This window comes from Streptomyces sp. NPDC006655, from assembly GCF_040703965.1.
GTDB lineage: Bacteria > Actinomycetota > Actinomycetes > Streptomycetales > Streptomycetaceae > Streptomyces.
This window is the reverse complement of sequence record NZ_JBEYJU010000045.1, coordinates 1-25,690: the sequence shown is the minus strand read 5'-3', so window position 1 is coordinate 25,690 and position 25,690 is coordinate 1. Positions and strand designations below refer to the sequence as shown.

The 25,690-nt window shown below is 73.7% G+C and carries 21 protein-coding genes and 2 pseudogenes; 11 read left to right on the top strand and 12 right to left on the bottom strand.

Annotated elements, in window-relative coordinates:
- Positions 1-95: 95 nt before the first annotated feature.
- Positions 96-1,100, bottom strand: a complete 1,005-nt coding sequence (locus AB0958_RS25065) for an alpha/beta hydrolase (protein WP_366892710.1) — start codon at positions 1,098-1,100, stop codon at positions 96-98.
- Between the two features lie 158 nt (positions 1,101-1,258).
- The gene (locus AB0958_RS25060) at positions 1,259-2,299 is read right to left on the bottom strand and encodes a YafY family protein (RefSeq protein ID WP_366892709.1); all 1,041 of its coding nucleotides are present in this window, start codon (positions 2,297-2,299) and stop codon (positions 1,259-1,261) included.
- Between the two features lie 93 nt (positions 2,300-2,392).
- On the opposite strand from AB0958_RS25060, the gene AB0958_RS25055 reads away from it, so the two are divergent.
- Entirely contained in the window at positions 2,393-2,791 is a 399-nt protein-coding gene (locus AB0958_RS25055) for a VOC family protein (protein WP_366892708.1), read from the top strand.
- 27 nt (positions 2,792-2,818) lie between these two features.
- On the opposite strand, the gene AB0958_RS25050 is transcribed toward AB0958_RS25055, so the two are convergent.
- Positions 2,819-4,063 carry an NAD(P)/FAD-dependent oxidoreductase gene (locus AB0958_RS25050; RefSeq protein WP_366892707.1) on the bottom strand — a complete coding sequence of 415 codons (1,245 nt, stop codon included), beginning with the start codon at positions 4,061-4,063 and terminating at the stop codon, positions 2,819-2,821.
- A 212-nt stretch (positions 4,064-4,275) separates the two neighbouring features.
- On the opposite strand from AB0958_RS25050, the gene AB0958_RS25045 reads away from it, so the two are divergent.
- Positions 4,276-5,649, top strand: coding sequence for a deoxyribodipyrimidine photo-lyase (locus AB0958_RS25045; RefSeq protein WP_366892706.1), 1,374 nt, complete (start codon positions 4,276-4,278; stop codon positions 5,647-5,649).
- Between the two features lie 3 nt (positions 5,650-5,652).
- Here AB0958_RS25045 and AB0958_RS25040 read toward each other — a convergent pair whose 3' ends face one another.
- The 4 genes and pseudogenes from AB0958_RS25040 to AB0958_RS25025 form a co-directional block, all read right to left on the bottom strand.
- Positions 5,653-6,684, bottom strand: coding sequence for a cobalamin B12-binding domain-containing protein (locus AB0958_RS25040; protein WP_366892705.1), 1,032 nt, complete (start codon positions 6,682-6,684; stop codon positions 5,653-5,655).
- Positions 6,685-6,831: 147 nt separating this feature from the next.
- Positions 6,832-7,419 (bottom strand): sigma-70 family RNA polymerase sigma factor, encoded by a 588-nt coding sequence (locus tag AB0958_RS25035; protein ID WP_366892704.1) that lies wholly within the window; start codon positions 7,417-7,419, stop codon positions 6,832-6,834.
- 109 nt (positions 7,420-7,528) lie between these two features.
- Positions 7,529-8,062 (bottom strand): annotated as a pseudogene (locus tag AB0958_RS25030) (MMPL family transporter); the annotation flags it as partial.
- Positions 8,063-8,203: 141 nt separating this feature from the next.
- Positions 8,204-8,380: pseudogene (locus tag AB0958_RS25025) on the bottom strand (MarR family transcriptional regulator); the annotation flags it as partial.
- A gap of 151 nt (positions 8,381-8,531) precedes the next feature.
- Here AB0958_RS25025 and AB0958_RS25020 point away from each other — a divergent pair.
- Both AB0958_RS25020 and AB0958_RS25015 read left to right on the top strand, forming a co-directional pair.
- Entirely contained in the window at positions 8,532-10,103 is a 1,572-nt protein-coding gene (locus AB0958_RS25020) for an SDR family oxidoreductase (protein ID WP_366892703.1), read from the top strand.
- 83 nt (positions 10,104-10,186) lie between these two features.
- A complete protein-coding gene (locus AB0958_RS25015) occupies positions 10,187-10,822 on the top strand; it encodes a TetR/AcrR family transcriptional regulator (protein ID WP_366892702.1) in 636 nt (211 codons plus the stop codon).
- A gap of 100 nt (positions 10,823-10,922) precedes the next feature.
- On the opposite strand, the gene AB0958_RS25010 is transcribed toward AB0958_RS25015, so the two are convergent.
- Together AB0958_RS25010 and AB0958_RS25005 are read right to left on the bottom strand one after the other, a co-directional pair.
- Positions 10,923-11,567, bottom strand: a complete 645-nt coding sequence (locus AB0958_RS25010; protein WP_366892701.1) for a TetR family transcriptional regulator — start codon at positions 11,565-11,567, stop codon at positions 10,923-10,925.
- 196 nt (positions 11,568-11,763) lie between these two features.
- Entirely contained in the window at positions 11,764-13,953 is a 2,190-nt protein-coding gene (locus AB0958_RS25005) for an MMPL family transporter (RefSeq protein ID WP_366892700.1), read from the bottom strand.
- A 109-nt stretch (positions 13,954-14,062) separates the two neighbouring features.
- On the opposite strand from AB0958_RS25005, the gene AB0958_RS25000 reads away from it, so the two are divergent.
- From AB0958_RS25000 to AB0958_RS24990, 3 genes are all read left to right on the top strand, one after another.
- Complete coding sequence (locus AB0958_RS25000) at positions 14,063-14,629, top strand: TetR family transcriptional regulator (protein ID WP_366892751.1); 567 nt, start codon at positions 14,063-14,065, stop codon at positions 14,627-14,629.
- Positions 14,630-15,080: 451 nt separating this feature from the next.
- Complete coding sequence (locus tag AB0958_RS24995; RefSeq protein WP_366892699.1) at positions 15,081-15,920, top strand: SDR family oxidoreductase; 840 nt, start codon at positions 15,081-15,083, stop codon at positions 15,918-15,920.
- A gap of 32 nt (positions 15,921-15,952) precedes the next feature.
- A complete protein-coding gene (locus tag AB0958_RS24990; RefSeq protein ID WP_366892698.1) occupies positions 15,953-16,894 on the top strand; it encodes a type I phosphomannose isomerase catalytic subunit in 942 nt (313 codons plus the stop codon).
- A gap of 136 nt (positions 16,895-17,030) precedes the next feature.
- Here the strand turns inward: AB0958_RS24990 and AB0958_RS24985 are convergent, their stop codons facing one another.
- Positions 17,031-18,728 carry a SpoIIE family protein phosphatase gene (locus tag AB0958_RS24985; RefSeq protein ID WP_366892697.1) on the bottom strand — a complete coding sequence of 566 codons (1,698 nt, stop codon included), beginning with the start codon at positions 18,726-18,728 and terminating at the stop codon, positions 17,031-17,033.
- A 270-nt stretch (positions 18,729-18,998) separates the two neighbouring features.
- On the opposite strand from AB0958_RS24985, the gene AB0958_RS24980 reads away from it, so the two are divergent.
- Both AB0958_RS24980 and AB0958_RS24975 read left to right on the top strand, forming a co-directional pair.
- Entirely contained in the window at positions 18,999-20,066 is a 1,068-nt protein-coding gene (locus tag AB0958_RS24980; protein WP_366892696.1) for a hypothetical protein, read from the top strand.
- Positions 20,059-22,734 carry a lectin gene (locus tag AB0958_RS24975; protein ID WP_366892695.1) on the top strand — a complete coding sequence of 892 codons (2,676 nt, stop codon included), beginning with the start codon at positions 20,059-20,061 and terminating at the stop codon, positions 22,732-22,734. The genes AB0958_RS24980 and AB0958_RS24975 overlap by 8 nt, the downstream gene beginning before the upstream one ends.
- A gap of 95 nt (positions 22,735-22,829) precedes the next feature.
- Here AB0958_RS24975 and AB0958_RS24970 read toward each other — a convergent pair whose 3' ends face one another.
- Positions 22,830-23,420 (bottom strand): TetR/AcrR family transcriptional regulator, encoded by a 591-nt coding sequence (locus AB0958_RS24970; protein WP_366892693.1) that lies wholly within the window; start codon positions 23,418-23,420, stop codon positions 22,830-22,832.
- Positions 23,421-23,631: 211 nt separating this feature from the next.
- Between AB0958_RS24970 and AB0958_RS24965 the strand changes: the two genes are divergently transcribed.
- Complete coding sequence (locus AB0958_RS24965; RefSeq protein ID WP_366892692.1) at positions 23,632-24,573, top strand: chlorophyllase; 942 nt, start codon at positions 23,632-23,634, stop codon at positions 24,571-24,573.
- A 117-nt stretch (positions 24,574-24,690) separates the two neighbouring features.
- Positions 24,691-25,347, top strand: coding sequence for an endonuclease (locus AB0958_RS24960; protein ID WP_366892691.1), 657 nt, complete (start codon positions 24,691-24,693; stop codon positions 25,345-25,347).
- A gap of 163 nt (positions 25,348-25,510) precedes the next feature.
- Here the strand turns inward: AB0958_RS24960 and AB0958_RS24955 are convergent.
- The coding region (locus AB0958_RS24955) for a non-reducing end alpha-L-arabinofuranosidase family hydrolase (protein ID WP_366892690.1) at positions 25,511-25,690 on the bottom strand (180 nt) is incomplete at its 5' end.

The window sequence follows — 25,690 nt, the reverse complement described above, 5'->3', positions numbered from 1 at the left end:
ACCAGCCAACCGGATCCGGGGGCGCTCGAGAATGGGGCCGTCCGCAGGTCCGGGGTGTACCCAACCCCCCTTCGGGTGCGCACGGCCCCCGCCGCTCAGGTTTCGAGGGCCCGGCGGACGAACGCCTCGCGGGTCGCCGTGGCCGCCCGGGAGACCGCCGCGTCCGGTACCGTCCAGTCGAACCCGTGGAAGCCCCCGCCCCACATGTGGAGGTCCACGCTCACCCCCGCCTCGGAGAGACGGCGGGCGTAGTCGAGGATCTCGTCGCGGAACCCCTCCGCCGAACCGGTGTCGAGGTAGGTCCTGGGCAGCCCGGCGAGGTCCGCGGCGCGGGCCGGCGCGGCGTAGGGCGACACGTCCGGGCCGCCCCGCCGGTCGCCCAGCAGGGCGTTCCAGGCGTAGAGGGCGGCGTTGCGGTCCCAGGTCCCCGTGCCGTCCAGCATGCGGCTGCTGTGCGTCCCGAAGCGGTCGTCGAGCATGGGGCACATCAGCACCTGGTGGCTCAGGCCGGGGAAGCCGCGGTCGCGGGCGAGCAGTGCGGTTCCGGCCGCGAGGCCGCCCCCGGCGCTGGCGCCGAGCACGAGCAGCCGCTCGGGGCGGATGCCGAGCCGCTCCGCGTTCTTCGCGGTCCACACCAGCCCCGCGTAGCAGTCCTCGACCGGCGCGGGGTCGGGGTGCTCGGGGGCCAGCCGGTACTCCACGGACACCACCACGGCGGCGCCCTCGGCGACGAACGGCAGCACCGTGCGCAGGCCGTTGCGGCGGTCTCCCACGACCGTCCCGCCCGCGTGGATGTGGTAGATGCCGCCGACCGGCTCCCGGTGCCCGGCCGGGCTGAGGACCAGCAGGGTGAGGTCGGGGGCGCCCTCGGGTCCGGGGACCCGGAATTCCGACAGGCGCACCCTGCCGCCCGCCCGCAGTTCCTCCGGCCCCTCGCCGGGCAGCCCCTGGGCGGTCAGCCGGCGGGCCTCGGGGAGGGTCGCGTCCGACAGGGCCGGGAGGTTTTCGCGCAACTCGGCCTCGACAGGCGCCAGTTCGGGGTCCAGCGGCGGCCGTACCGGCGTAGGACCGAGATCGGCGGCCGTCGTGCGGTCGGGCATCGTGCTCTCCTTGTCGAACGGGGCGGACTCCTCGACCCCGGCGAACCTGTGCGGCTTCGGCGTCGTCCGACGGACGGGTACCCCGCCGTACTCCCCTCTGCCCGAGGCAGGCAGGACGAGCCGGAAATATCCCTGCACGTCGCATGGCAGCGCCCGGTTCACTCCGGTTCCTCCGGTGGGGGATCGGTGGGCGGCGTGGAGGTGGGCCCGTGGGTGCCGCGGGCGTAGGAGGCGAGGCGGGTGGCGAGGGCGCTGACGAGGTCGCGCAGTTCGTCGGGGCGGTCGATGACGAACGGCCGGTCCAGGGAGGCGAGGACGGGAGGCAGCCAGTCGAGCCGCTCCGCCCGGATCTCGACGCGCCGCCAGCGCTCGGCCGCCGCATCCCGGCCCGCCGCGGGCTCGGGATCCGCCAGCCTGGCGACGGCGGCGGGGAGGCGGGCGCGGATCTGGGCGACGGTCCCGTGGATCCGCAGGATCACCTCGTGCCGGTGGTCGGCCGTGGCCAGGGCCGACAGCAGGCGCTGCGCCGGGGCGGGCCCGGCGGGTGGCTCGAACGAGCCCGGCAGGGTCCTCGCGTCCGCGATGCGGTCGAGCCGGAGGGTGCGGTCCTCGTCGATCCCGGCGTCCTTGCCCGTGACGTACCACCGGCCGGAATGGGCGACGATCCCGTACGCGTGCAGCGTGCGCTCGCTGTGCCGTCCCGCGCCGTCGGTGTACCGGACCGTGACCGGCCGCCGGTGGCGCACCGCATCGGCCAGGGTGAGCAGGACCCCGGCGTCCGGGGCGTCGGACCCTCCGGTCCGGTCGGTGAACGCGAGTGTCTCCAGGAGCGCGGCGAGCCGGCGGGCGAGGTGTCCGGGCAGCACCCGCCGGATCTTCGCGGACGCCGTCTCGGCCGCCGTGTCCCCCGCCGCCGTCAGCCCGGTGCGGCGGCCGGCGACCAGGCCGAGCAGGACGGCCAGCGCCTCCTCGTCGGTGAGCATGAGCGGAGGCAGGCGGTGTCCCGGAGCGAGTCGGTACCCGCCGTAGCGGCCGCGCACCGACTCCACGGGCACGTCCAGGTCGATCAGCTGGTCCACGTACCGCCGCACGGTGCGTTCCTCGACGCCGAGCTGGCCGGCGAGTTCGGCAGCGGTCCGGGTGCCGCCCGACTGGAGCAGCTCCAGGAGGGTGAGCACGCGTCCGGTGGGTCGGTACATGTTCCCAGCCTAGGGCGAATACCGGACCGGTTCCGTCCGCTATCTCTCCTAGCCTGCGAGGCGTACACCGTCGGCACAGCCAGGGAGACCCCCGTGAACTTCGTATCGATCCGCATCATCACCGGCGACGTGGCGCGTCTCGTCGAGTTCTACGAGCGGGCCACCGGCGTGCGGGCCGCCTGGGCCACCGAGGACTTCGCCGAACTCAGGACCCCCACCGCCACCCTCGCGATCGCCGGTACCCGCACCGTCCCGCTGTTCGCCCCGGACTCCGCCCGCCCGGCGGACAACCACAGCGTGATCACCGAGTTCCTCGTCGACGACGTGGACCGCGTCCACCGTGACCTGGCCGGTTTTGTCACCGACTTCGTCACCGAGCCCACCACGATGCCCTGGGGCAACCGCTCACTGCTGTTCCGCGACCCCGACGGCAACCTGGTCAACTTCTTCACCCCGGTCACCCCGGCGGCCGTCGCGAAGTTCGCCCGCTGACGCCCGAGCGGCGCGCTCGTCGTGCGGTCAGCGCCCGCCGAGGTCCGCCAGCACCTCCCGGGCGGCCCGCGCGCCGGAGGCGAGGGCGCCCTGGACGGAACCCGTGCCGCGATGGTCCCCGCAGACGTAGCGGCCGGGGCCGATGCGGCAGGGGCGGGTCAGCCGCCAGGGCGGCGGCATGGCGGGCAGCGCGGCCTCGACGGTGCGCGCGACCAGCAGGTCCCAGGCGCCGGTGTCGGTGCCGTACAGCTCGGACAGCGCCGTGCCGACGGCCGCCCTCACCGGCTCGGTGTCGCCGCCCAGCACCGAGGTGGCGACCAGGGCGCTGCCGCGCGGCGCGTACTCGGGTGCGACATCGCTGAGGACGCAGGTGTTCAGCACGCGGCGGCCGGTGTCGACCAGCAGGACGGGCCCACCCAGGGGCGAGCGCGGAGCGACGTGGTGGTACGTCGTGACCGTGCGGTGGGCGGGGACGTCCAGACCGGGCAGCAGCCGTGCGGCGGCGTCGGCACCGGTCGCCACGACCACGGCACGCGCGGGCAGTTCCGTACCGTCGGCCGTGACCACGCCCCGGCCGGCGAGCCGCGCCACGGGGGTGCCGAGCCGTACGGTGCCCTTGGGCAGGGCGGCGGCCAGGGCACGGGGGACCGCCTGGACGCCGAAGGCCGGCAGGCACAGGGCGCCGCGCAGCATGCTGCGCCACACCAGGTGGAACACCCGGCTGGAGGTCTCCAGGGCGTCCTCCAGGAAGACTCCGGAGAGGAACGGCCGGAAGAAGCTTTCCACGAACGATTCGGAGAAGCCCGCCCCGGCGAGGGCGGCGCGGGTGGTGCGCTCCGGTGACCGCTTGAGCGCACCGGCCGGAGCGAGCGCGTCGCGGGCGCCGAGCGCGGCCAGCGCCGCCAGGTCGCGCGGCCCGGCGAGCCGTCCGGACAGCAGCGACCGCACCGTGTCGGGGCGGCGGCGCGGATCGGCCAGCAGCACGCGCCGGTCGCCGGTGTGCACCAGGACGCCCGGCAGGAAGGGGCGCGGGGCGAGGAACGGTGCGGGCAGCCGGCGGCGCAGCTGCGGGTATGCGGGGTTGACGACCTGGAAGCCGCGGTCCACCGTGAAGCCGTCCAGCCGGTCGGTCCGCATCCGTCCGCCGACCCCGTCGCCCGCCTCCAGCACCGCGACGCCGAGCCCGGCGGCGGCCAGGTCACGGGCACAGGCGAGGCCGGCGACCCCGGCACCCACCACGACGACGTCCGCGACCGCGGATCCGTCCGCCACGGCCCACCACCTCGCCTCGCTCCTCGGGACCTGCTGCGACGTCCGCACGGGCGCGGGGCCCGGCGTCTCTTCCTCAGGTACTTCCCCGTCGGCAGCCGGCACGGATGCGGCGCCACCCGAACGGGGGACCATCGGCGGCCGGCCGCATCCGGGACCGGCCGCCGGGGCGAAACCTTCCGAGAGCGAGACTACGGAAGCGGAAGTGAGCCCCCATGCACACCTCGGTCGTCGTGTTCACCTGCGATCTGCGCCTGTCGGACCATCCGCCGCTGCGCGCGGCCCTGCACGGCGGCGGCCGGGTGGTGCCGCTGTTCGTGCGTGACCCGTCCGTGGACGCGGCGGGTTTCGCCGCGCCCAACCGGCTCGCGTTCCTCGCCGACTGCCTGCGTGACCTGGACGCCCGGCTGCGGGAGCGGGGCGGGCGGCTGGTGCTGCGCGAGGGCGACACGGTCACCGAGGTGTGCCGGGTGGCCGCCGAGGCGGACGCCGACGAGGTGCACATGGCGGGTGACGTGAGCGCCTTCGCGCACGCGCGGGAGCGGCGGCTGCGCCGGGCCCTGGAGGCCGAAGGGCGGCGCCTGTACGTGCACGACACGGTGAGCACGGCGGTGCCGCCGGGCGCGGTCACCCCGAACTCCTCCGACCACTTCGCGGTGTTCACGCCCTACCACCGGCACTGGTCCGCCCAGGGCCTGCGGGACGTGCTGGAGGCCCCGCGCGCGGTCACCGTGCCCGAGGAGGTGGGCTCCGCCCCGCTGCCGGAACGCGGCGCCGTGACCGGGGTGTCACCGGGGCTGTGCGCGGGCGGCGAGACGGAGGCCCGGCGCCGGCTGGCCGCGTGGCTGCGCTCCGGCGTGGCCTCGTACGAGGACGGGCACGACGACCTGGCGGGGGACGCCACCTCCCGGCTCTCCCCCCACCTGCACTTCGGCACGCTGTCGCCGGTCGAGGTGGTGCACCGGGCCGGGCGGGCGGGCGGCCCCGGCGCGGAGGCGTTCGTACGGCAGATCGCCTGGCGCGACTTCCACCGCCAGGTGCTCGCCGCGCGTCCGGAGGCCGCCGTCCGCGACTACCGCACCAAGCGCGACCGCTGGCGGCGCGGCAGGGACGCGGAGGCGGACGCCGAGGCGTGGCGGGAGGGCCGCACCGGCTACCCGGTGGTGGACGCGGCGATGCGGCAGCTGCGGTACGAGGGCTGGATGCACAACCGGGGCCGGCTGCTGGCCGCGAGCCTCCTCACCAAGACGCTGTACGTGGACTGGCGGGTGGGCGCCCGGCACTTCCTGGACCTGCTGGTCGACGGCGACCTGGCGAACAACCAGCTGAACTGGCAGTGGATGGCCGGCACGGGCACCGACACCCGGCCCAACCGGGTGCTCAACCCCGTCACCCAGGGCAAGAAGTACGACCCGGACGGTGCGTACGTGCGGCGCTGGGTGCCGGAACTGGCGGCCGTGAAGGAGACCCATGTGCACGAGCCGTGGAGACTTCCGGCGCAAGAACTGGCGAGGACCGGCTACCCCGAGCCGGTGGTGTCGCTGGCGGCGGGCCTGGACCGCTTCCGGCGGGCCCGGGAGCGGTCCTGAACGTCATCCGGCTCCGCCGCTCCCCGCTCCGCACAGCGCGCGCAGCGCCTCCACCGCCTGCGCCAGTCCGGCCGGTCTGAGCACCTCGGCGGGCTGGGTCCGGCTCCAGCCGGGGCCGCCCAGCAGCACCGCCGGACCACGGCGCGCCCCCTTCATGCCCCAGCGCAGCGCGGCGACGTGCCGGGCCAGGGCGGGAGCGGCCCGTGCGCTGTCCTGGGCCCACAGCACGACCGCGACCGGCCCGAGCCTGCGGACCGCCGCGTCCAGCGCCTCGACGGGCACCGCCGCTCCCAGCATGCGCACCGGCAGACCCTCACGGCCGAGCGCGGCGTGCAGCGCCTCCAACGGCAGCGTGTGCTGTTCGCCGGGCGCACAGGCCAGCAGGACGCAGCCGGTCGCCGGGGCGGTCACCGGGAGGACGGGCGGCGCGCTGCGGCGCAGCACCGTGGAGACGTGCCAGGCGAGCAGGTGCTCCACCTCGACGTACCGGTCCTCGGAGGAGGCCCAGCGGCGTCCCACGGCGCGCAGCGTGGGGGCCATCACCTCCTGCCAGGCGACCACCACGCCGTACCGCTCGACGGCCGCGGTGAGCTGTTCCTCCAGGGCCGGCGCGTCCAGCCGTACGGCGGCGCGGGCCAGGCCGCGGCACTCCAGACGCACGTCGCCGAGGGGCAGCGCGCCGGCCGCCCGGGACCGCGCCGCGGCCGGCGGGAGCGCCGGGGCGGCGACGGTCTCGGGCGCGGGCGGCGGTCCGGCGGCGGACGCTCGGGCGGCGCGGGCCGCGTCGGCCGGCGGGATGCCGGTCGCCGTCAGCCGGCACATCTCCTCGACGGTGGCCACGTCCCCCGCCGTCCAGCGCCGGTGGCCGCCCCCGGTGCGTGCGGTCGGTCCGATGCCGTAGCGGCGGTCCCAGGAACGCAGGGTCATGGGCGAGACACCGAGGCGCCGCGCCAGCACCCCCGTGGTCACACCGGCGCCGCCGGGTGCGGCGGCTGGTTCGGGCGGGGGCTGCCCGGGTGGGTTCGCGGTGGTCATGTGCTCCTCTTCCCAAGGCCGGCACCCGCTCCGGCGACCGGCACCGAGTTTCCGTGGCCTGCGCCGGGCTCCGGTGGCGGGCACCGAGTTCCCGTCGCCGGCACTGAGTTCCCGCGGCCGGTGCCCGAGCCGTCCGTCGGGGCCTTCCTACGCGGCCTCGCCGTCCAGGCACCGGCCCAGGCGGAGCAGGCCGCGCCGGGCGTGGCTCTTGACCGTACCCAGCGGCCAGCCGGTGACGTGGGCGATCTGCGTCTGCGTCAGGTCACCGTAGAACGCCAGGCACAGCACCCGCCGCTGGGCCTCGGGAAGGCGGCGCAGTTCCCGCGTGACGTCCACGCGGTTCAGGACCGCGTCGTGCGCGTTCGACGAATCCGGCGAGCGGGTCGACTCGCGCGCGGCCGCCGCGGCGGCGACGTCGGTGCGCCGGGTGCGGGCGGACAGGGCGTCGGCGATCTTGCGCCGGGCGATGCCCACGAGCCAGGCGGGCAGCGGGCCGCGGCCGGGGCGGTAGCCGTGGCGGCCGTGCCAGGCGGCGAGGAACACCGTCTGGGTGACGTCCTCGGCCTCCGCGCCGTCCCCCAGCGACTGCCGGGCCAGCGAGAGGACGAGAGGGGCCCACCGGCGGTAGACCGCCTCCAGGCCGCCCTCGTCCCCGGCCACGAAGCGCAGGGCCAGCGCGCTGTCGGGATCCGTCGTGGTCACGGGCGGGGTCTCGGTGATGGCGACTGCGGTCATGTGGCTGCTCCTGGTACCGGATCGCTCCTCGGAGGGATGGCTTCCTGCCTCGGCACCACCGTCCGTCCCGCACTCCCACCCAGGCAACTCGCATCGAGTCTGCATCGGCTCACTCGGGTCCTGGCCGGGTGGGCCACCACACGCGGTCCCCGGCGTCCCGCACGAGCGCCGGCACCAGCAGGGAACGCACCACCAGGGTGTCCAGCAGCACGCCGAACGCGACGATGAAGGCGATCTGCACCAGGAAGGCCAGCGGAATCACGCCGAGCGCCGCGAAGGTGGCGGCCGGCACCACCCCTGCCGAGGTGATGACCCCGCCGGTCGTGACGAACCCGCGCCGGACGCCCTCGCGGGTGCCGTGCCGCAGGGTCTCCTCCCGGACCCGGGACATCAGGAAGATGTTGTAGTCGACGCCGAGTGCCACCAGGAAGACGAACCCGTACAGCGGGACGGACGGATCGGTGCCGCCGAATCCGAACAGGTCGCGGAAGACCAGCGCCGCCACACCGAGGGTCGCGGTGAAGTTGAGCCCGACGGTGACCACCAGCAGGACGGGGACCGCGAAGGAGCGGAGCAGCAGCACGAGGATGGTCAGGATGACGGCGAGCACCACCGGGACGACGACCACACGGTCCCGTTCGGCCGCCAGAGGGCGACCGTTGCGAACGGGACGAGCTGTGAACCATCTCAATCATTGAGCAATACGGGTCGATGACATGGGTCACCCCTGCTTCTCCGCGCGCCGAACGTTCGGATGCAGCCCTCAGCGGCCGGCGGCGGACTCCGAGGTGAGGCCGAGCAGCGCGCGCAGCCGGGTGGGCGTCATGGGCTCGGGTGCGTCGAGGATGGCGGCCAGCGCCTGCACGTCGGTGGCGTGCAGGTTCTGCCGGGCCGCGTACTGCTGGATGACCCGGCCGACCTCGCCGTGCATGCGACGCAACTGCACCGCGAAGGCCGGCAGGTCGCCCGGGAAGGCGGGGAGGTCTCCGGGGGCCGGATGCCCGCCGTTCGTCTCCGTGCTCACCGGCGCATCGTACCGGGGTACTCGCGGATCACACGCGGGCCGCATCCGCGGGCGGTGCGACGGCCGAAGACCCCGCAGAGGAGGAGCCATGGAGACGACGACGGAACGCCCCCTGTGCCTGGTGACCGGGGCCAGCGGCTACATCGGCGGGCGGCTCGTGCCGGAACTGCTGGCCGCCGGATACCGGGTGCGCTGCCTGGCCCGCTCCCCCGGGAAACTGCGCGACCACCCGTGGGCCGAGGAGGTGGAGGTGGTCCAGGGAGACGTCACCGACCCCGTCACGGTCGGTGCCGCCATGCGGGAGGTCTCCGTCGCCTACTACCTGGTGCACGCGCTCGGCACCGGACACGGCTTCGAGGACACCGACCGGCAGGCCGCCCACGTCTTCGGCACGCAGGCCGCCCGCGCCGGTGTGCGCCGCATCGTCTACCTCGGCGGGCTGACCCCCGCCGGGGTGCCCGAGCGGGAGCTGTCACCCCATCTGCGCTCGCGCTCCGAGGTCGGGCGCATCCTGCTGGCGAGCGGGGTGCCCACCACGGTGCTGCGCGCCGCCGTCATCATCGGGTCGGGCTCGGCCTCCTTCGAGATGCTGCGCTACCTGACCGAGCGGCTGCCGGTGATGGTCACGCCCAGCTGGGTGCGCACCCGCATCCAGCCGACTGCGGTCCGGGACGTGCTGCGCCTGCTGGTGGGCAGCGCCCGGATGCCCGCGGACGTGAACCGCGCCTTCGACATCGGCGGCCCCGACGTGCTGACGTACCGCGACATGATGCTGCGCTACGCGGCGGTCGCCGGACTGCCCCGGCGCGTGATCGTGCCGGTGCCGGTGCTCACCCCCCGCCTGTCCGGTCTGTGGGTCGGCCTGGTCACCCCGGTCCCCGCGTCCATCGCCCGGCCGCTCGCGGAGTCGCTGCGGCACGAGGTGGTGTGCCGGGAGAACGACATCACCCGGTACGTGCCCGACCCGCCCGGCCACCCCATCGGTTTCGACGACGCGGTACGGCTGGCGCTCAAGCGCGTGCAGGACGCCGAGGTCACCACCCGCTGGTCCTCCGCCTCGGTACCGGGCGCCCCCAGCGACCCGCTGCCCACCGACCCCGCCTGGGCGGGCGGAAGCCTCTACACCGACCTGCGGGAACGTCCGGTCGACGCGCCGCCGGAGGCGCTGTGGCGGGTGATCGAGGGCGTCGGCGGGGAGAACGGCTGGTACTCCTTCCCGCTGGCCTGGTCCGTGCGGGGGATCGCCGACCGGCTCGTGGGCGGGGTCGGGCTGCGCCGCGGGCGCCGGGACGCGCACCGGCTGCGGGTGGGCGACTCGGTGGACTTCTGGCGGGTGGAGGAGATCGAGCCGGGCAGGCTGCTGCGGCTGCGCGCGGAGATGCGGCTGCCCGGCCTGGCCTGGCTGGAGATGTACGCCGACACCGACGACACCGGCCGCACCCGCTATCGCCAGCGCGCCCTGTTCCACCCGCACGGACTGCTCGGCCACGCCTACTGGTGGAGCGTCTCCCCCTTCCACTCCGTCGTCTTCGGCGGCATGGCCCGCAACATCGCCCGCACGGCCGAGGCCGAGGAGGGCCATGCCCCGCCCGGCACGATTCCCTCCGTCACCCCGAGCGGTGCCGGCGCTCGGCGCGCGGCCGGGCGAAGTGGTCGATGAGTGCCCGATCGACCGAGGCGACTCGGAAATGATGAATTCATCAGAGCTGCTGCCCCCATCGGTCCCGCGGTTAGGCTCGGTCCATGCCTACGTCAGCCCCGCCCAGCAACCGGTTCGAGCGGCGCCGCGCCGAGACCCGACGCGCGCTGATCCGTTCGGCCCGGCAGATACTGGCCGAGACCGGGGACACCGGCGCCAGCATCCAGGCGATCGCCGAGCGCGCCGACGTCGGTTTCGGCTCCTTCTACAACCACTTCACGTCCAAGACGGAGCTGTTCGAGGCGGCCGTGGTGGACGCCCTGGAGGAGTTCGGACAGAGCTTCGACGAGCGCCTGGCGGGGACCGACGACCCGGCGGAACTCGTCGCGGCGGGCTTCCGGCTCAGCGCCCGCATGGCCGACTCCCACCCGGAGCTGATGCAGGTCCTGCGGCGTCGCGGACTCGGTCACATCCACACCGTCAACGGCCTGACCCGGCGAGCGACGCGCGACATCGAGGTCGGCATGGCCTCGGGCCGCTTCACCGCCGCCGACCCCGTGGTCGCCCTGTCCGCACTCGGCGGAACCCTGCTGTCCCTGCTGGAACTCAGGTTCGCCCGCCCCGAGCTGGACGGCGACGAAACTGCGGTGAGCCTGGCCGAGATGGTCCTGCGGATGCTGGGCCTCCCGCCGGACGACGCCCACGAGGTCGCCCGGCGCCCACTGCCCGACCCGGCCTGACCTCACCCACCACCGCCACGCGGCGGACGACCTGCCCCGACGGAAGGCGACCGAGCCGCACCACCACCGGCGAGGCCTCGCCGCCTCCACGGGCCGCGACTCAGTCGGCGGCGGCCTCCGCGGCGAGCGCGGCCGTCGTCTCCTCGACCACGGCGCACGCCTGCTGCTCCGGCACGCCGGCGGCGATGAGGGTGGTGACGGCCACGCGGGTGCCGTCGTCCTCCAGCGCCCCGGTGTTGACCTGCTCCAGCAGGGCGACCGTCATGGCCTCCAGGCCGGCGCCCATGGCCGAGGCCGGCAGCCGGGAGTGGAAGACGCCGTCCCGCTGGCCCCGCTCCAGGATGGCGGTGGCCCTGATCCGGGCGGGTTCGAGGATCCCGGTGACTCGTTCCTGGCCCAGGTCCCGCTGGGCGAGGGCGAGGAGCATCCGGTACCGGTCCCCCACCGGCCACATCGTCAACGAGAAGCGGGCCAGCGCCCGTTCGGCCGGCTCCGCCGACCGCGATTCGGCGGCCACCGCGGCCTGGAGGGTCTCGGCGGCCTCCTCGGCCAGCGCCTCCAGGAGCGCCGCCCGCCCGGGGAAGTGCCCGAAGAGCGTGCGCCGTACGACGCCGGAGGCGCGGGCCAGCTCTTCCAGGGTGATGTCCGGGTTCCGGCCGAGCTCCTGGCGCGCGGTGGCCAGGATGCGCGCCCGGTTGGACCGTGCGTTGCGTCGCTGCGGCACGCGGCCGACGGGCTGGGACACGGAGGGACCTCGATGAAGGCGACGAACGACGGGGCGTCCTCATTCTGGCACGCGGGCTTCGGCCCGATCCACGGCCGCGGCAGCGGGCCGTGCGGCTCCGATCAGGGCGGGAGCCCCCTCCTGGAGGCGAGGGGCGCCCTGCGGCACGCACACCCCGTGCCCGGCGCCGCCGTCCGCGGCGTACGGCTCCCGCGCCTCACCGCACGGCGGCCTCCTGCGGCTCCGCCGCAGCCCCGGACTTCGCCCGCGCCGGCAGCCGCGCCCCCTCGATGTCGACGTCCGGGGTGATCCGGCCCAGCCATCCGGGCAGGCCCCAGGCACGGCGGCCGAGCAGTGCCATGACCGCCGGCACGAGGGTCATACGGACGACGAACGCGTCGACGAGGACACCGAAGGCTAGGGCGAAGCCGATGGACTTGATGATCGGGTCGTCGTTGAAGACGAAGCCGCCGAAGACCGCGGCCATGATGAGCGCGGCGGCGCTGACGACCCGTCCGCTGCGGGCCACCCCCTGGGTGACGGCCTCGGCGGCGTCGCCGGTGTGCTCGTGATGCTCGCGCATCCGGCTCACGAGGAACACCTCGTAGTCCATGGCCAGTCCGAAGAGGACGCCGATGAGCAGGACGGGCAGGAAGCTGGTGACCGGGGCCGCCGACGGGATGTCCAGAACGCCGTCGAGGTGGCCCTCCTGGAACACCCACACCGTGGCGCCCAGGGACGCGGCCACCGACAGCAGGAACCCGAACGCGGCCTTGAGGGGCACCAGGACGGAGCGGAAGGCGATCGTCAGCAGGATCAGGGCCAGGATCACGATGATGGCGATGAACAGCGGCAGCGCGTCGGAGAGCTTGGCCGCCACGTCGATCGCGGCAGCGGTCGTACCGGCGATGTAGAGGGTGCCGCCGGCCCTGTCGACGGCAGGCGCCTCGGCCCGCAGCCGGTGCACCAGGTCGGTGGTGGCCCGGGCGTCGGGTCCGGTCCTCGGGACCACGGCGACGACGGCCAGGGTCGCGTCCGCGTTGGTGACCGGCGCGGCGGTGACGGCCACCCCGCGGTCGTCCGCCAGAGCGGTACGGAGCTCGGTCACGGTCGCGGTACGGTCGGCGGCCGGGACGCCCTTGAGGTCGACGACGGCGGTCAGCGTGGCGTTGAAGCCGGGCCCGAAGCCCTCGGTCAGCAGGTCGTAGCTCTTGTGCTGGGTGCTGTCGGCGGGCTGCGAGGCGTTGCTCGGCAGGCCGAGGCGCAGGTCGCGGGCGGGCACGGCCAGGGCGAGCAGGCCGACGACCCCGGCCAGCAGGACGAGCAGGGGCTTGCGGGTGACCGCTCGGGCCCAGGCCAGTCCCCAGGAGCCGGCCGCCTTCACGGTCGTCCGACGGCTGCGCGGCCGCAGCCGCTCGCCGAGCAGGGCGAGGGCGGCGGGGACGAGGCTGACGGCGACCAGGACGGCCAGCAGCACGGTCGCCGCGGCGGCCAGGCCCATCACCGTCAGGAACGGGATGCCGGTGACCGCCAGTGCCGCGAGCGCGATGATCACGGTGGCACCGGCGAAGACGACGGCGCCGCCCGCGGTGGCCACGGCCCGGGCGATCGAGTCCTCGACGTCCTGTTCCGGGTCGGCGAGTTGCTCGCGGTGGCGGGAGATGATGAACAGGGCGTAGTCGATGCCCACGGCCAGCCCGATCATCAGGGCGAGCACGGTGGCGGTGCTGGTCATCTCGACGTACCGGGTCATGAACTCCACCCCGAGAACGCCGATCGCCACCCCGACCAGGGCCGTCAGCAGCGGCAGCCCGGCCGCCACCAGGGAGCCCAGGGCCAACGCCAGGATGACGAAGGCGAGCACCACCCCGATCACCTCGGCCGGCCCGCCGACCTCGGTCTTGCGGTCCATCGCCGAGCCGCCGAACTCGACCTCCAGTCCGGCGTGACGGGCCTGGGCCATCGCCCGGTCCAGGGCGTCCTTCGACGCCTGCGGCACCTCGCTGGCCGGTTGCCGGAAGCGGACGTCGGCGTAGCCGATCCGCCGGTCCGCCGAGACCGTCCTGTCCTTGATCGGGTCGGACACCGCGACGACCCCGGAGACCCGGGCCGCCTTCCGCAGGCTCGCCTCGACGGCCGCGTCCGTCTTCGGCCGGGTCAGGGCGCCGCCCTCGGGTGCCGCGAAGACGATTCGGGCGACCCCGCCCGCGGCCTCGGGGAACTCCTCCTTCAGCAGGTCCTGCGCTTGCTGCGACTCGATCCCCGGCACCGAGAACTCGGTGGTCACCTTGCCGTGCAGGGTGACGCCGAGACCGGCGACGACGGCGAGCAGGAGCAGCCAGGACGCCACGACCCTCCCGCGCCGGCGTATCGCCCACCGCGCCCAGCTGTACAGGCGTGAGGCCATGCCCGTCTTCCCTCTCTCTCACACTGGTCCGGTCCCCCGACTCGCTACACCGTACGGTATTTTTGCAGTCGACTGTAACTTCGCCACGGATGGTAAACTTGGGCGCGTGATGAGCGAGGGCCTGCGGGAGCGTGCCAAGGCGCGGCGCCGGGAGGCGATCCTCCGGACGGCGTACGAACTGTTCGCCGCCCACGGCTACGAGGCGACGACGATCGCCGACATCGCGGCCGCCGCGGAGGTGTCGCCGCGCACCGTCACGCTCTACTTCCCGTCGAAGCTGGAGCTGGCGACCTCGCACCTCGACGCGGTCGCGGACCGGCTGGCCACGACCCTGCGAGAACGTCCGGCCGGGCGGACCACCCTGGACGCGCTGGAGCTCTGGCTGCGCGGGGAGGTCGCCCTGCACAGCGACCTGGACGACCTCCACGACCGGATGCTCGACCTCAATCCCCAGCTCAGGGCCGTCACCAACGTCCGCCTCACGGAGGTGATCCAGGAGGGCACCCGCGTCTTCGCGGAGGAGCGTGGGGTCGCCCCGGACGCCTTCGGGCCGCGCATGGCGGCCGCCGCGGCGGCCGCCGTGGTGGCCGAGGTCTGCCGCCACACGCGGGAGGCCGACATCGACAGGGCGATGACCTTCCTGCGGGCCGGGGTCGCCTCGCTGGACACCGAGTAGCCCGACCGCCCGTTCTCGTCCCCCGGCAGGGGCGTGGCCGCGCACTGAGCCCACACCGTCCCGCCCGGCCGCCGGCGCCCTCGAGGTCCGCCGCGCTCAGCGCGTCCGGGCGGGGGGTGCGCGCTCGGCGGGGGTGCCGGAGACCTCGACCGGGGACCACGGCACCGGCGGGTCCGGCCTCGTAGGGGCGCAGCCGGAAGTCCCGGCCGGACACGTGCCCGTGCCGGCCGCACCGCGTCGGCGGCCGGCTCACCGACGGGCGGCCAGTCATGCGTGTCTCGCGTGCGGCGTGGGCGGGGTTCCTCGGGCGCGGCCGGACCCGCGGCGCGTCGCGTCGCTCCATGTGCCGGCCGGAACCGGCGGGGTACTCGGCACCCCCGTTCCTCCGGGTGCCGGTCCCCCTGACATCGGCATCGGCACCCGGCGCACCCGACGCCTCTCAGGAGCCACGATGTCCCAGCCTCGTCAGACGCAGGTCCCGCCCGGTGTGACGGCCGAGATGACGCCCCGGCCCGATCACGGCGAACACAGTTACCAGGGCTCCGGACGGCTGACCGGCAAGGTCGCGGTGATCACGGGCGGTGACAGCGGGATCGGACGTGCGGTGGCGATCGCCTACGCCCGCGAGGGAGCGGACGTCCTGCTCTCCTACCTGGACGAGCACGAGGACGCGGAGGAGACAGCGCGGTGGGTGCGGGACGCCGGCCGCACGTGCGTACTGGTCTCCGGTGACCTGGCCGACCCGGCCCACTGCCGCTCCGTCGTCGACAGGGCCGTCGAGGAGTTCGGCCGGGTCGACGTGCTGGTCAGCAACGCCGCGTACCAGATGACCCGGGACTCCCTCACGGACATCCCCGACGCGGAGTGGGACCGCACGCTGGCGATCAACCTCAGCGCGTTCTTCCACCTGTCCAAGGCCGCCGTTCCGCACATGCGGCCCGGCTCGGCGATCATCGGAAGCACCTCGGTCAACTCCGACAGCCCGCCACCGCAACTGCTGCCGTACGACGTCACGAAGGCCGGCATCGCCAACATGGTCGGTTCGCTGGCCCAGATGCTGGCGTCGAAGGGCATCCGCGCCAACAGCGTCGCCCCGGGCCCGATCTGGACCCCGCTCATCCCCGCGACCATGCCGCCCGAGCAGGTCGAGAGCTTCGGCTCCCAGGTGCCGCTCGGGCGCCCAGGCCAGCCGGCCGAACTGGCACCGGTGTACGTCATGCTCGCGTCCGACGAGGCCAGTTACGTGTCCGGAGCACGCATCGCCGTCACCGGCGGACAGCCGATCCTGTGAACGCCGGAGGGACGGCCCTGTACCCCCTGCGGTTGACCGTCACGGCGAAGCCCCTGGTGTTCGGCGGTCACGCCATCGCCCGCCGCCTGGGCAAGAGGGGCCTGCCGGACTGGAACGTGGCGGAGACCTGGGAATGCAGCGCCGTCGAGGGCAACCTCAGCGTGGTGACCAATGGTCCGCTGGCCGGCCGGACTCTCCACCAGGTGCTGTCCGACCACACGGAAGCACTCATGGGCGCCGGCTTCTCCGGCGCCCGCTTCCCCCTGCTGACCAAGTTCATCGACGCCACCGGAACGCTGCCCGTGCACCTGCACGCCGACGACGAGGCCGCCCGGCGCCTGGAGGGACAGCCCAACGGGAAGACCGAGGCCTGGCACGTCCTGGACGCGGCGCCCGGCGCGACCGCGCTGTGCGGCGTCAAGCGCGGCGTCACGGCCGACGGGCTGCGCGCCGCGCTGGAGGCGCAGGACTTCGACGCCGTACTGCGCCGTCTGCCGGTGCGCGCGGGCGAAACCCTCTACGTGCCCGGCGGCACCCTGCACAGCTTCGGGCCGGACACCCTCGTCTACGAGATCGAGCAGACGTCCGACATCCAGCAACACGCGATGCGCTGGAACATGACGGACGGCTCCCCGGTGAGCGACGAGGAACACCGCTCCCGTCTCGACATGCTGATGCGCCAGGCCGACCTGGAGAGCCGACCGGACTTCACGCCCGGACTGAGCATCGCCGTCGGGGACGGAGTGGAACGGGTCTTCCTCTGCGCGGGCCCTACTTCGCCCTCGAACGCCTACGCGCCGGGACCGCGGAACCCCTGCGCCTCGCCTTCACCACCGCACAGATCCTGTCGAACGTCGGCGCCCCGGTACGGGTACGGACCCGGACCGCGAGCGAGGAACTCGGCCGGGCGGAGACGCTCCTGCTGCCCGCGGCCTGCGGTGGGGCCGAGATCGCCGGGCCCGCCGACGTCCTGATCGGCTATCTGCCCGACCTCGACCGTGATGTCCGCGCCCCCCTGCTCGCCGCGGGCTACCCACCCCCGCTCCTGCGGCGGTTCGTCGCGTCCTCAGCCTGATACGCGGCACGTGCGACCAGCGCGTTCAGAGCGTGTCATCGGACCGCTTCCGCACCGGGCCCGTAGCGCACGGCCAGCAGGGCCACGTCGTCGTCGTTGTCCGGCGGCCGCACCCGCGCCAGCAACTCGTCGGTGAAGGGCTCCAAGGGGCGGTGGGCCAGGGCCGCGGCGTGCCGACGCAGGCGTTCCAGGCCCTCGTCCAGGGTGTGACCCGGGGACTCGATCAGGCCGTCGGTGTAGAGGAGCAGGGTCGCCCCGGGCGGCAGTTCCGCCGTCGCGTCGGGGCGGGGTCGCTCCGGTGTGACGCCCAGGAGGATCCCGTGGCCGTCGGTCAGGTAGCGGGCCACCCCCTCGCGGGTGACCAGCAGCGGAGGCGGATGGCCCGCGTTGGTCCAGGACAGCTCGCAGTGACCGTCGGCGTTCTCGCTCATGCGGGCGAAGACCAGCGTGGCCATGGAGACCTCGGCGATGTGCAGGGTCGCCTGGTCGAGCCATTCCACGATCTTGCTCGGTGGCTTCTGCTGGGACACGGCGTAGGCCCGGAGCATGTTGCGCAGCTGGGCCATGCCGGCCGCGGCTTCCAGGTCGTGTCCGACGACGTCGCCCACGGCGAGGGCGGTGGCGCCGTCCGTCAGGGTGAAGGCGTCGTACCAGTCGCCGCCGACGTGGGAGGCGTCCGGCGCGGGCAGGTAGCGGGCGGCCATGCTGCGGCCGGGTGACCGCGGGAGCTTCGGCAGCAGGTGGCGCTGCATGGTCTCGGCGACCTGGCGCTGGCGCTGGTACAGGCGGGCGTTCTCCAGAGCGAGGCTGGCGCGTCGGGCGATGTCCTCCAGCAGGGCGGCCTCGGCCGAGGTGAACCGCTCGGGCTGGTCGGCGCGGCCCAGGGTGAGGGCCCCCATCACACTGTGCAGGCTGCGGAGCGGGACCACGACGGCCGAGTGCATGCCGGTCGCCTCGAACAGGCGCCGCTGCTCCACCGCGATCCCGGAGTCCGGGGGGCCCTGATAGGTCTCGGGGCCGGCGAAGGAGGACGCGACGCCGCGCAGGGCGCGGGACAGGGGCATCGGGGACTCCTGCGGCACCGGCGGCATGGGCCCTTGGAGGTCGTCCCGGAAGACCACGGTGCCGTCCTCGGCGTGGGCGACGGCGAAGCGCCAGACCTCGTCCCGCTCGCCGATCAGGTCGATGACGGTCCAGTCGGCGATGCGCGGCACCACGAGGCCGATCAGGCGGCGCAGTGCCTCGTGGATGTCCAGGGTGGACGTGAGCAGGGTGGTCGTCTCGGCCAGGAGAGCGAGCCGTTCCAGTTCGGACAGGCGCGCGCCGGCCGGCGGGCGCGGGGCGGGGGGCCCGGGATGCCCCGTGGAGTGGAAGAGGAAGAGCGTGGCCGGGTGGCGGTTGCCCGTGTCGCAGGGGGTGGCCAGCCACCCCACCGGGAGCAGCGTGCCGTCGCCGCGCTCGAACCACTCGTCCTCGCCCTGCCGGGTGCGCCCGCCGAGGAGGCTCTCCCGAAGGCGGCACCGGGCCCTCGGCACGGGTTCCCCGGTGCTGGTGCGGTGCAGCAGGTCATGGGCGTCCCGGCCGACCAGCTCGGCGGTGGGGCGGGCCAGGAGTTGTTCGCCGCGCGTGTTGACCGCGACGATCAAGCCCCGTTCGTCCGTCAGGCAAGCGCCGGCGCCGAGGGCGTCCAGGGCCCGGGCCACCGCTTCTCGCGGACCATCCGGGCGCATCATCTCTGCCTCCCGTCGCCGACGGAACCACGTGCCGTCCCCACACCCCGGGTACCCCGCGGCACAGAGGTGACCCTCCGGCACGAGCAGGGGCGGCCCAGCCCGGCCGCCCGGATGCGGACACCCGCCGCCCTCCTGCCCCAAGTCCGCTCAACTGCCGTTCCCAGACGGGGATTCAGGAGGGCGACGGCAACTTGTTACCCGGCCGTAGCGGATGTCCATCCACCCCCTCTAGGCTCTGCCCGACCACCGAGCACCATGGAGGGATCTGACATGCTCATGATCCGGCAAAAAGTCCGGGCCGCACTTCTGACGGCCTCGGCCCTGCTGCTCGGTGTGGTGGCGATGCCCGCCGCACACGCCGCCGACGTCGGCGGGCAGACGCTGGCCGGGGTCTCCGGCACGGGCATCCACAACACGTACGACGACGGGTCCACATACACCTATCTGGCCGACGCGCTGGACACCGGCACCTCCCTGGTCGAACTCGACACCTGGCACAACGTGTTCACCGGGAAATGGAACGTGAGTCACGGCAACCCCCTGGGCAGCAGCAACAACTGCGTGCAGGCGAGCACGGCCGCCGACCTCTACACCGGCAACCGCAACCAGAACCTCGACAGCTGCCTCGACGACATCCGGATCTGGCTCCAGGCCCACCCCGCCGGCCACCCGGTCATGGTCAAGATCGAGATGAAGAACGGGTTCTACAACACCCTCGGCATGACGCCGACCACGTTCGACAGCTACGTCAAGGCGCACCTCGGCGGCGTTCTCTACACGCCCGCCGACCTGCTCACCAAGAGCGACGGCTCGCGGTACGCGGATCTCGACACCGCCGCGAAGGCGAACAACTGGGCGAACTACGGCTCGCTCGCCGGGCGCGCGATCGTGGAGATCATCCCCGGCACCTTCGAGCAGGCCGTCAGCCCCGCCTCCTCGTGGTCGGACGTGGTCTACGCCCAGCACCTCAAGGACCTCGCCGCCGCGGGGAACATCAGCCAGGCCGCGGTCTTCCCGAGCGTCCTCGGCGCCCAGGCCGGCGACCCGCGCACCCGCTACGGCGACACCACGCTGCGCCCGTGGTTCGTGGTGTTCGACGCCGACGCGGGCGCCTGGGTCGGCGACGGCACCACCGAGTGGTACAACACCAACCACTATCTGACGGTCGTCACCGACGCCTACGACGTCGCGCCCGCGCTGAGCTCCTCCGCGCCGTCCCTGGCCGACGCCCGGGCCCGGGTCGCCCTGCTCGCCGCCGACGGGGCCTCGTACATCTCCTCGGACTGGATCACCGCCCCGGCCGACGGCGTCCTCGGCGACGTCCTGCCCCGTGGCTGACACCCGGCGCCCGCACGCGCTCCTGCGCCTGCTCACCACGGGTGCCGCGGCCCTCGCGCTCGTCGTGTCCGGCCAACTGGCCGGCGCGGCGGGGGCGGCGGCCGCGGCCCCGGCCGACCCCGTGTCGCTGGTCGACCCGTACATCGGCACCGGCGGCAACGGCGACTTCAGCGCCGGGAACACCTTCCCGGGCGCCGACGTGCCGCACGGCATGCTCCAGTGGTCGCCCGACACCTCGTCACGGCCCAAGGGCGGCGGCTACGGCTACTCCGACACGGCCGTCTCGGGATTCAGCCTCACCCACGTCTCCGGCGTCGGCTGCGACGCGGCCGGGGACCTGCCGATCCTGCCCGTGGTCGGTTCGCTCGGCTCGGACCCCGCCTCGACGACCGAGTCCTTCTCGCACTCCGGCGAGACGGCCTCACCCGGCTCCTACTCCGTCGGCCTGGGCAACGGCACCAGCGTCGCGCTGACCACCAGCACACGGGCGGGCGTCGGCCGGTTCACCTTCCCGTCCTCCACCCGGGCGAGCCTGCTCCTCAAGGTGCAGGACACCCAGACGCCGTACGCCTCCTCGACGCTCGGCCTGTCCGGCGGCGACACGGTGACCGGGTCGATCACCAGCACCGGCTTCTGCGAGGACACCACCCCGATCACGCTCTACTACGCGATCACCTTCGACCACCCCTACACCGCCACCGGCACCTTCACCGGCGGCGAGTACCTGACGTTCGACACCACGAGCAGCCGGACGGTGGAGGCCCGGGTCGGCATCTCCTACACCTCGGTGGCCGAGGCCGCGGCCAACCGGGACGCCGAGGTGACCGGGAAGACCTTCGCCGCCGTCACGTCGGCCGCGGCGGCGGCGTGGAGCGCCCAGCTGTCGAAGATCGCCGTCACCGGCGGCACCCCGGACCAGCAGAAGGTCTTCTACACCGCGCTCTACCACGCCTCGCTCTTCCCCGCCGTCATCAGCGACGCGGACGGCTCCTACCGGGGCTTCGACGGCGCGGTGCACACGGTGGACAGCGGCCACACGGCGGAGTACGCCGACTTCTCCACCTGGGACACCTACCGCTCACAGGCCCAGCTCACCGCACTGCTGGACCCGTCGGCCGCCTCCGACATGGCGCAGTCGGTCCTCGACGACTACCGGCAGGGCGGCACGCTCACCAAGTGGGGCATGGAGACCGCCGAGACCCACATCATGGTGGGCGACTCCGCCGTACCGCTGCTCGCCGCCTACTACGCCTTCGGCGCACGGAACTTCGACACGTCGACAGCGCTGTCCGCCATGGTCGCGGAACAGACGACGAACACCGACGTCACACCCGGCGTGACGTACCTCGACTCCTTCGGCTACCTGCCCACCAACTCGCTCTACGGCTGCTGCCACGAGTACGCCACGGCGTCCACCCAGCTCGAGTACGACACCGACGACTTCGCGCTCTCGGCGTTCGCGGGCGCACTGGGCGACACCGCCACGCAGAAGAGGTTCCAGGACCGGGCGCAGGACTGGGAGAACATCTACAACCCGTCCTCCGGCTACCTCCAGCCCCGGCACTCCAACGGCCGCTGGATGGACGGCTTCGACGCCAAGCTGATCACCGGCACCTCGTCCAACGACTTCGCCGAGGGCGATGCCTTCACCTACACGCCGATGATCCCCTTCAACCTCGCCGGGCTGGCGTCCCTGGAGGGCGGTAACGCGTCCCTGGCGTCGTACCTGGACAGCGTGCTCGGCGGGTACCAGGGCCTGGGCAGTGTCATCGGCACCCAGTCCAACATGGGCAACGAGCCCAGTATCGGGCTGCCCTGGGAGTACGACTGGGTGGGCGAGCCGTACAAGACGCAGTCCACCGTTCGGGCCGTCCAGGACCAGCTCTGGACGGACACCGCCGGCGGTCTGCCCGGCAACGACGACCTCGGCGAGATGAGCGCCTGGTACGTGTGGTCCGCACTCGGCCTCTACCCGGAGATCCCGGGCACCGCCGACCTGGCCATCGGCAGCCCGGTGTTCACCTCGGCGGTGGTCTCCACCGGCGGGGGCACGCTCACGGTCGACGCCCCGGCGGCGGCCGACGGTGCGCCCTACGTCCAGTCGCTGCGCCTCAACGGCGGCTCCTGGAACAAGGCGTACGTACCGGCCTCGTACCTCGGCGGTGCCACGGAGCTGGACTTCACCCTCTCCTCGTCCGCCAATGCCTCCTGGGCGGCGGCGGTTTCCGCTGCTCCGCCGTCCTACGGCGGCACCCCTGGCACCGGAGCGGCTCAGCCCAGCGGCCCGCTCACCGAGAGCGCCACCGGCAAGTGCGCCGACGACGCCGGCTCGGGCACCTCGAACGGCACCGCCGTCCAGATCTACACCTGCAACGGCACCACCGCGCAGACCTGGAAGGTCGTCCCGGACGGCACCCTCCAGGTGCTCGACGACTGCATGGACGTGACCGGCGGTGCGACCACCTCCGGCACCAAGGTGCAGCTGCACACCTGCAACGGCACCCAGGCCGAGCAGTGGCGGGCGAACCCGTCCGGCGAGATCGTCAACCCGGTCTCCGGCCTCTGCCTCACCGACGCGAGCAACGGCGCCACCGACAGGACCCGACTGACCATCGCCGCCTGCACGGGCGGCGTCGGGCAGCGCTGGACGGTTCCGTCGTCCGGCTGACGCACGGCGGGGAAGGTCCGAGGGCGAGCAGCCGAGGCCGCTGCTCGCCCGTCCGGGGCCGGCCGCTGCTCGCCCGTCCGGGGCCGGCGGACCGGTCAGTTCGGTCGGCGTAGTCCGGCGACGAGGAGCGCGACCAGTCGGCGTGCGTCGTAGCGGGGGTCGTCCTCGGCGCCGATGCAGAGGTTTCCGATGCCGCGCATCAGGTGGTAGGCGTCGAGGTCGGAGCGGATCTCGCCGGAGGCGGCGGCGGCTTCGAGGAGCTCGGTGCACACCGGCAGGAGACGTTCGAGGAAGTGGACGTGGAGCGCCTCGAAGCCTGCGCTGTCGCCCTGCATCGCGGCCGCGAGACCGTGTTTGGTGACGAGGAAGTCGACGAAGAGGCCGACCCACCGCTCCAGGGCGCGACCCGCGGTGGGGCCGGCGGCCAGCAGGTCGGGGCCTGCTTCGGCGCAGGCGTCGATCTGGTGGCGGTAGACGGCGACGACGAGGTCCGCCCGGGTGGGGAAATGGCGGTAGATCGTGGCCACCCCCACCCCGGCCTCCGCCGCGATGTCGCGTACCGGCGCCTCCACACCCGAGGTCACGAAGACCGCTGCGGCCGCGTCCAGCAGCGCCTGCTGATTGCGCCGGGCGTCCTTGCGACTGGACCTGGCTGAGCTTCCCTGGCGCCGGCCGCTGTCGTTCACCGCAGCACTCCTTCCATGGCCGACCTTGCAAAACGGATCGGCGTTCCGTATCGTATGCGGAACAACGTTCCGTTTGCTTCATCATGGCAGACCGGCAGGGCGGCGGCCACCCGCTGTCCGCACCACCCTGCACCGCCACCCGGCGCGGCGCCGCCGCCCACCGGGCCCACCGAACCCCAGAGTGCGCACGCACCGAACGGAAGGCACACCCATGTCCGCATCCAGGACCGCGAACGCCCAGCAGACCACGGGCACACCCGCCACCGTGATATCCGCGCGGCCGGTCGTCCTGTCCGCGCCGGAACGCGGAGACGACCTCCAGGTGCGCGTGTCCGCCCCCGCGACCGGCACCGGCCTTCCCGTCGTCGTCTTCTCGCACGGCTTCGGCTGGTCGATGGACGGCTACGCACCCCTGGCCGACCACTGGGCCGCCGACGGCTTCGTGGTCGTCCAGCCCACCCACCTCGACTCCCGCACCCTGAACATCCCCGCCGAGGACCCCCGTACGCCGCGGATCTGGCGCATCCGCGTCAAGGACCTCACCCGGGTGCTCGACGGACTCGACGCCCTGGAAGCCGCCGTGCCGGGCCTGGCCGGGCGCCTGGACCATGACCGCGTCGCCGTGGCCGGGCACTCCTGGGGCGCCCAGTCGGCGAGCACGCTGCTGGGCGCGCGCGTCCTCGACTCCGACGGCAGGCCCGGCGAGGACATGTCCGACGCCCGCGTCAAGGCGGGTGTGCTGCTCGCCCTGCCCGGCCTCGGCGACGACCTCGTCCCGTTCGCCGCCGAGAACTTCCCCTTCATGAGGCCGTCCTTCGACACCATGACCACACCGGCCCTCATCGTCGCCGGGGACCGCGACCAGTCCCACCTGTCCACCCGTGGTCCGGACTGGTTCACCGACCCCTACACCTACAGCCCGGGCGACAAGAGCCTGCTCACCCTCTTCGACGCCGAGCACTCCCTCGGCGGCATCTCGGGCCACGAGGTCGCCGAGACCACCGACGCCAGCCCCGCACGCGTCGCCCTGGTCCAGCGGCTCACCACGGCCTACCTGCGCAGCGCCCTGTACGGCGAGGCCACCGCCTGGAAGACGGCGACCGCCGCCCTGGAGGCGGACCCCGATCCGCTGGGGAAGCTCCAGAGCAAGTGACGCCCCCCCGAGCGGGAGGACGGTGGCCGGCGGACCTGGATGAACACGCGGGGGCGTCATCGTTTCCCCGCCGGTGTGACGGGCACCCGGCGGGCGCGGGCAAGGAGTGATGCGATCATGTCGACCGCGACGGCACGGGCCAGGGCCGACGCCCTGCTCACCGGCCACGGACAGACGTACGCGCGAGAAGCCGGCGTGAAACTGCGCGACACACCGCAGCCGCTCTACCAGTTGCTGGTGCTCGCCCACCTGCTCAGCGCACGGATCAGGGCGTCCGTGGCCACGGACGCCGCACGCGCCCTGTTCGACGACGGAATGCGCACCCCCAAGCGCATGAGCGAGGCCACCTGGCAACAGCGTGTCGACGCCCTCGGCAAGGGCCACTACCGCCGGTACGACGAACGCACCGCCACCCAGCTCGGCGAGGCCGCCGACCAGGTGCTGGAACGGTATGGCGGCGACCTGCGCAAGCTCCGCGAGGCCGCCGACGGCGACGTGGAGGAATGCCGGCGCCTGCTGCGCGAACTACCCGGCATCGGACCCGCCGGGGCGGACATCTTCCTGCGGGAGGTCCAGGGCGTCTGGCCTGAGTTCGCACCGTACTTCGACGCCAAGGCCCTCCGAGGGGCCGAACGGCTCGGGCTCCCGAAATCCCCTGGCGCCGTCGCCCGCCTGGTCGAAGAGCGCGAGTACCCGGCGCTTGCGGCTGGACTGGTGCGGTCCGCGCTCGACAAGCAGGTCGCGGACGACGTCACCGCACGCGCCGGCAACTGACCGACCGCGCGAGGAAGACCCGGCCGGTCACAGCCCGTGCGCCGACGCAACGCCCCCGCCTCGTCGGACACGTGCCCGCCCACCGGTCTTCCGGGGAGGGGCCGGCGGCCGGCCCGGTCAGCGCGGGACCGGCCGCCGGCCGCCGGCGGTGGCTCAGGCCGGTTCAGCGTTGCAGGGTGAGGACACCCGGCCGCCACGGAAGCTGGTCGTACGGTCCGCTCGCGGAGGGGGACTTGCCCTGGTAGAGCAACTGCAGGTTGCAGGGGTCGATGGTCATGGTCTGGTCGGGGTTGTTGCGGACCAGGTCACCGTGGCTGATGTCGTTGGTCCAGGTGGCACCGCT